Here is a 6,459-nt window from a genome sequence, read left to right as displayed (position 1 = left end):
GTGAACATCAACTGGCAACACTATCGTGAGCAGGAAACCCGCTTGCGCGTTGAACTGCCTACGTATCCGTTTGAGCACCACGCAGTGCATCAACAAATGCACGAGCAAATGTCTCAGCAAGAACCGCAAGTGCAATCCGAAAGTGCCTCGCTTAGTCGCCATCCGCGCCCGAATTTGGCTACGGCATTTGTTGCGCCACGTAACGACATAGAAGCGCACATTGCCGAACTCTGGTGCGAACTGTTCAAGCTAGAGCAAATCGGTATTCACGACGACTTTTTTGAGCTAGGCGGTAACTCCTTGCTGGCAACGTCCATGTTAGCGCATTTGCAAGCGCTCGCGGGCGAGAACGCTAGCTTAGAAAGTGATCCAAGTCGGGCATTCGGCATTGAACTAAACATGGCGCAAATCTTTGAAAACCGCACTGTAGCCGGTATTGCCGAGCTATTGGCGCAACAAGAAAGTGAAGAATTGGAGTTGGGAAGCATATGAGCGCAATCAAACTACATAATCAGCTCAAGCAATGGGGCGTTAAGCTGTGGGTAGAAGGGGAAAACCTGAAATTTTCCGCGCCCAAAGGTGTGATGACAGCGGAGACTATCGCACAGCTTAAAGCACAAAAGGATGAACTGCTCGCGTTATTAACCCAAATGGCGGCGCACAAAAAAGCCTATGCTGAAATTACGCCGTTGGAGGAAGGGCAACACGCGCCCTTATCGTTGGCGCAGCAACGTTTGTGGGTAATCGATAAACTGTCCGGGGGGCAAAGTCATTACAATATTCCGCTAGCCGTTAGCTTAAAAGGCGACCTTAACATTGACGCGTTACAACGCAGTTTCGCCCATATTGTTGCTCGCCATAATTCGCTTCGCACCCGCTTTGTTGAAGTTAGCGCGGAAGCTGCTAGCGAATTCAATGAAACTCAAGTAAAAGCAGCGCAAACAAAAGAAACCCACGTGATTCAAACCACGTTCGATGATGCCACTAATGTGGGCGAATTTATTCAGCGCGACTTTAGCGGGCAACCTGACGCGTTAAAACACTATGTGGTTGAAGAAGCGCACAAAGGCTTCGATTTGCAGCACGACCCGCTGTTTCGTGTGTACCTGATTAAAGCGAATACCACAAACAACACGCAAGAATGGGTGTTGTTAATGGTGATGCACCACATTATTTCCGATGGTTGGAGTATTGGTGTGTTAGTGCGGGAATTGACTGCGTTTTATCAATCCGAGATTACTCAACAAACAATGGCTCAGCAACATCAAGCCTTGTCGCCGCTTCCGATTCAATACAGTGACTTTGCGGCATGGCAACGAGGCTGGATGCAGGGTCATGTGTTGGAATCTGAATTAGATTATTGGCAGCAGCGCTTGGCAGGTGTGCCAGAAGTGCATTCTTTGCCGCTCGACAAAGGCCGTCCGGCACAACAAACTTTCAATGGCGACATTCGTTTTAGCGCGTTTACGCCAGCACTCTCCAATGCCTTGCATCAACTTGCCCGTGAGCAAGGCACCTCGTTATTCATTTTGCTACAAACCGCGTTTGCGATTTTGTTGGCGCGTTGTAGCCGCGAGCACGACATCGTAATGGGAACGCCTGTGGCAAACCGCACGCATGCTTCGCTTGCGCCGCTTATTGGCTTTTTTGTGAATACCTTAGTGCTGCGCTCGAAAGTCAAAGAAGACATGCCCTTTAGCGACTTCTTAAGTGAACAAAATCGCCATATTTTGCAGGATTTTGATCACCAAAATATCCCTTTTGAAAGCCTTGTTGAACACATTAATCCACAACGTAACTTAAGCCACAGTGCGTTGTTCCAAATTATGTTTGCCTTGCAAGACAGCCAAGATGTACAGCTCGACTTACCAAATGTTAGTGCGCAGGCTTTTGATATTGAAAGTCACACCACCATGTACGATATAAACGTGCAGGTTCACAACAAAGGCAACAGGTTGGAAATCGGTTGGGAATTCAACACCGACTTGTTCGATAGCGCGACCATTGAATCCTTCGCCCAAAGTTACCAAGCCCTGTTGCAATCGATCGTCGACGCACCACAAACACGCGTGGCTGAGCTTTCGGTTGTGGATGCCACACAGCGCCAATGGTTGCTGCATAGCGTCAACCAAACCCAAGCGGATTTTTCCGACGATGTGTGCATTCACAGCCTTATCGAAGCGCAGGTAAAACAGCATCCCAATGCCGTGGCGCTGCGTTTTGAAGGCGAGTCCATGAGTTATCAATCGCTCAACGAAAAAGCCAATCAGCTTGCGCATTACCTTATTGAGCAAGGTGTGGCAGTCGATGAGCGTGTGGCCTTATTGATGCCGCGTAGTTTTGAGTTAGTGATTGCCATGCTAGCGACGTTAAAAGCGGGCGGGGCGTATGTGCCAATGGACGACACCCTACCTGCCGCGCGTTTGCACTACATTTTAGACGATGCCAAACCGCGTTTAACGCTTACCATGCAAAGCGTGGCAAACAAATTAGAAAACATGAATGTGCTGGTGTTGGATGAGGCAAGTACCCAACAGCAGATACACACTTTTAGTCGTCAACAGCCAGAAGTAAGTGAGCGTTCACCTCATGCAAAAAGCTTGGCTTATTTAATTTATACCTCGGGTTCAACCGGTAATCCCAAAGGCGTGATGATTGAACATCAAGCTTTGGTTAATCGTTTGGTTTGGATGCAAAAAACGTATCTTTTGGGGCATCAGGATGTGGTGCTACAAAAAACGCCTTACGGGTTTGATGTGTCGGTGTGGGAATTCTTCTGGCCGCTGATGGTGGGTGCGTCGATGGTGCTGGCTAAGCCTTTGGGTCATAAAGATCCGGTGTATTTGTCTGAATTAATTCAGCGCGAGCAAGTGACAACCTTACACTTTGTGCCGTCCATGTTGGCGGTGTTCTTAGCATCAAAAGCAGCTTCAACAAACGCTTCAAATACAGCAACAAACGCCAGCACTAGCTTAAAACGTGTCTTTTGCAGTGGTGAAGCCTTGCCAACCGACTTACAAAATCGCTTTTTACAACACTATAACAATGTGGCGCTACATAACTTATACGGTCCAACAGAAGCCGCCATCGACGTTAGCTATTGGCCTTGCGAGATGGCATCGCAAAGCGCGCGTGTCCCCATTGGCAAACCCATCGATAACATTCAGCTTTATGTGCTGGATGAACATTTAGCTTTGTTGCCCGTGGGCGCAGTGGGCGAGTTGTACATTGGCGGTGTTGGCTTGGCGCGTGGCTACGCAAACAAACCTGAATTAACCGAGAAAACCTTTATTCAGTGGCCATTGGGCGGTGCTACCCATCGCAACGAAAACCAACCATCCATTCGTTTGTACAAAACGGGAGATTTGGTGCGCTGGCGAGCAGACGGACAACTTGAGTATTTAGGTCGCTCCGATTTTCAGGTCAAACTGCGGGGATTTCGAATTGAGTTGGACGAAATAGCGCACCATGTGTCGTCCCATTCTGGAGTGAGTGAATGTACCGTGCTGGTGCATCAAGACGCGATCGTCGCCTATGTTGTCGCGAAGCCAACGAACGAGGCTAATTCAGAAAACGTGCTGATCGAGGATTTGCGGCAAACACTGCTTGGAATTTTGCCAGAATATATGCAGCCCTCGGCTTATGTGATGTTAGCGCAAATGCCACTAACACCAAACGGTAAAGTCGACCGCAAAGCCTTGCCCGCGCCTCGTTTTCAATCGGCGCAAAAGAAACAACACATCGCGCCAGCATCAGCACAAGAAAAAGCGCTCGCTGTTTTGTGGGCGCAAGCGCTAGGTCAGGAGTCGGAGCAGGCAGCGGAAGCGAAGTCTATCGGTGTGGAAGATAACTTCTTCGAGCTTGGCGGTAACTCGTTGAAACTCATCCGCTTAACCGAGCTGATCAACGCTGAATTTGCCCTGCAATTGTCGCCTTTGCAACTGTTTCAATATCCCAGCATTAAGCAAATTATTAGCCTAATCCAACAACAAGGCATGACATCAAGCGCCAACAACGCAGTGCAGGCCCGTCCACAACGAGACTTAGACAAACGCAAAGCTCGCCTAAATCGTCAACGCAATAAGAGAGTGAAATAATCGTGACTGACACAGATTTACGCACCGGTTTGGAAGTGGCTGTCATTGGCATGGCAGGCAAGTTTCCCGGCGCTGAAAACATCCCGGAGTTTTGGCACAACCTTGAGCAAGGTATTGAAGGTATTAGCCAATTTAGCGATGCAGAATTGCTGGCCGAAGGCGTTGCACAAGAGTTATTAAACAATCCCAACTACGTGAAAGCCAACGGTTTGTTAGCTAAGCCCTATCACTTCGACCCAAGCTTATTTGGTTATCCGCTACGTGAAGCAGAATGGCTCGACCCACAACTACGGGTGTTGCACGAATGCGCGTGGGAAACCTTGGAAAATGCAGGCTACGACGCCCAGCAAACACCGTTGTCGATAGGTGTATACACAGGTTCAACTGACAACATTTTGTGGCTGCGCCATGTGTTTGAAATGGTGGAGTCCAGCCCCGGCGACTTGTTCGAGGCCGAGGCGCTGATCAAGCGCGACTATTTTGCCACGCGTTTGGCTTACAAGCTGGGGTTGACTGGCCCTGCCATCAATGTACAAACCGCGTGTTCTACCTCTTTGGTGGCGATTCATTTGGCGGTGCAAGGCTTGTTGGCAGATGACTGCAATATGGCGCTGGCGGGTGGGGTGTCGGTGCAGCCGAAAAAAGAAGGCTATTTGTATCAAGAAGGCATGATTGGATCGCCTGACGGGCATTGTCGCGCCTTTGATGCCAAAGCTAAAGGCACGGTGGGCGGCGAAGGCGTGGGCTTGGTATTGCTAAAGCGTTTAGAAGATGCTGAAGCCGATGGCGACTGCATTTTGGCGGTGATAAAAGGCTCAGCCATCAACAACGATGGCGTACACAAAGTGGGCTTTACTGCGCCCAGCGTGGAAGGGCAAAAGCAGGTAATTCAAGCAGCGCTGGAAGCGGCAGAAGTGGAGCCGGAGAGTGTGTCTTATGTGGAGTGTCACGGCACCGGTACGCCTCTTGGTGACCCCATTGAAATTACCGCTTTGCAACACGTGTTTGGGCGGGGTGATTCTCAAACAGATGCGAGAAACACCATTAAAATCGGTGCGGTAAAAACCAATATTGGGCACTTAGACGCCGCCGCAGGTGTGAGCGGGCTGATAAAAACCGTGCTGTGTATGCAGCATCAATATTTGCCAGCGACGCTGCATTTTGAGCAAGGTAACCCCGCCATAGATTGGCAAAACTCGCCGTTTGAAGTGGTAGCAAAAGGACAGGTGTGGGACGCGCCAACGGGTGTTAGCCGAGCGCTTAAGCAAACCCCAAGACGCGCAGGCGTCAGCTCCTTTGGCATCGGCGGCACCAATGCCCATGTGGTGTTGGAAGAATATATCGACGAGAGACAATCCGGCGACAGTCGCCAATGGCAGCTTTTACCCATCAGCGCACGCAGCGAAAGTGCGTTAAGCAAGGTTAGCAAGAATTTGCAGGGGTATTTTGAGCAGCAAGAGCTAGAACAAGCTCCTTTGGCACAAGAAAAAAGCGAGCAGAAGCAACTGGCCGACATCAGTTTTACCTTGCAGCAAGGTCGCCGCCATTTGGCGTATCGTCAGGTGGCGTTGTGTGATGCTTATGCACAAGCAAAGCAGGTGTTAGCAGGGGAACATCCCAAGCAATTATTGCAAGGTTATGCCGAGCAAGCCCCGGCTGTGACTTTTATGTTTAGCGGTCAAGGTAGCCAGTATTTGGGGATGGGCGCGGGCTTGTACCGAGGGGAGGCTGGCCTTGAAGCGAGCGTATTTAAAGAAAACGTAGACGCCTGCCTAGACATGATCGCGGCGGGTTCTGAATCCGAACAATCGCTAAAAGCCGAGTTGCAAAGCTTGTTATTTGAGGTGGATGCAGATGTTGATGCAGAACCCCGAAATGCTGATGAAAATAAAGCAGTCGAATCTAAAAATGACGCGCTCAACCAAACCCATATTACCCAACCGGCGTTATTTATTGTGGAATACGCGCTGGCAAAGCAGCTTCAATATTGGGGAGTTCAGCCGGATGCCATGATAGGTCATAGTTTAGGTGAATACGTTGCAGCTACTTTGGCGGGGGTATTCAGCTTGGAAGATGCGCTTAAGTTGGTGGTTGTCCGAGGCAAGCTAATGGGCTCTGTTTCCACAGAGGGATCATCAGCCGGAGCCATGCTTAGTGTTGAGCTATCCGCCGAAGCGGCGCAAGCTCGCCTTGCTGAATCTGCTTCTAATGTCAAAAATGCGTTGTCACTGGCAGCGGATAACAGCCCGAATTTGTGCGTGGTATCCGGTGAAGTTGAAGCCATCCATGCCTTTGCGGAGCAGCTAAGCGCAGCGAATATTAAGCATACCTTGCTGCGTACTTCTCACGCTTATCACAGCGA

At 49.9% G+C, this 6,459-nt stretch carries 3 protein-coding genes; all 3 read left to right on the top strand.

Annotation, left to right across the window (positions count from 1 at the left end):
• Positions 1-492, top strand: a 492-nt coding sequence (locus tag HJG39_RS18675) for a phosphopantetheine-binding protein (RefSeq protein ID WP_268411857.1), incomplete at its 5' end; no start/stop codon positions are given.
• Positions 489-4,097 carry a non-ribosomal peptide synthetase gene (locus HJG39_RS18670; protein WP_268411856.1) on the top strand — a complete coding sequence of 1,203 codons (3,609 nt, stop codon included), beginning with the start codon at positions 489-491 and terminating at the stop codon, positions 4,095-4,097. The genes HJG39_RS18675 and HJG39_RS18670, both read left to right, overlap by 4 nt.
• Positions 4,098-4,099: 2 nt before the next feature.
• Positions 4,100-6,459, top strand: a 2,360-nt coding sequence (locus HJG39_RS18665; protein WP_268411854.1) for a type I polyketide synthase, incomplete at its 3' end; no start/stop codon positions are given.

The sequence above is a fragment of the Alteromonas sp. a30 genome, from assembly GCF_026788005.1.
GTDB lineage: Bacteria > Pseudomonadota > Gammaproteobacteria > Enterobacterales > Alteromonadaceae > Paraneptunicella.
Note: the sequence above shows the minus strand (reverse complement) of the source record. Positions and strands in the feature narration are given on the sequence as shown.

What these genes read in the sequence shown, in the direction of transcription:
- HJG39_RS18670 (WP_268411856.1), top strand. Translation starts at nt 489, where the DNA reads ATGAGCGCAATCAAACTACATAATCAGCTCAAGCAATGGGGCGTTAAG.